Source organism: Lysinibacillus sp. CTST325, from assembly GCF_054665055.1.
The window spans coordinates 1-516 of sequence record NZ_BAAFHO010000048.1 but is presented as its reverse complement, the minus strand read 5'-3'; the positions used below and the strand labels follow the sequence as shown (position 1 = coordinate 516).

The following is a 516-nucleotide window of genomic DNA, read 5'->3' as shown; positions in this document are numbered from 1 at the left end:
TCTCATCGATGATTAATAATTTATATTTTGTATAATGTTTTAAACGACTCTCTAGCCTGTTTTCTAAACGGGCTTTTTTCAGATTCTGAATTAAGTCATGGCACTTAATAAAATAGGTACTTGTTCGTTTTTTTGCTGCAGTAATGCCAATTGCTGTGGCCAGATGGGTCTTGCCGACACCACTTGGACCAAGGAATACAATATTTTCATTTTCTTCGATAAAACGAAGGCTTTGAAAATCGAGTATTTGTTGCTGGTTAATACTTGGTTGAAAATCAAAATTAAAATCCTTTATTTCCTTTAAATGCGGAAATGCAGCGACTTTCACCATCGCATGAATCATATTTTGCTCACGTACATCGATTTCATAGTTTGTCAATTTAATAAGTGTATCGATAAAAGAAAGCTCATTTTTAATGCTAAAGTCGATGACTTCATTCAAATGGATGCCCATTTGCTTTAATTTTAAATACTCTAAGTTTTGCTGTAGTTGCTGATAATTTGTACTCATTATTG

At 32.8% G+C, this 516-nt stretch carries 1 protein-coding gene; it reads right to left on the bottom strand.

The features are described from left to right. The coding region (locus tag ACYQ73_RS28210) for an ATP-binding protein (RefSeq protein WP_460015461.1) at positions 1–511 on the bottom strand (511 nt) is incomplete at its 3' end. Between the last annotated feature and the right edge of the window lie 5 nt (positions 512–516).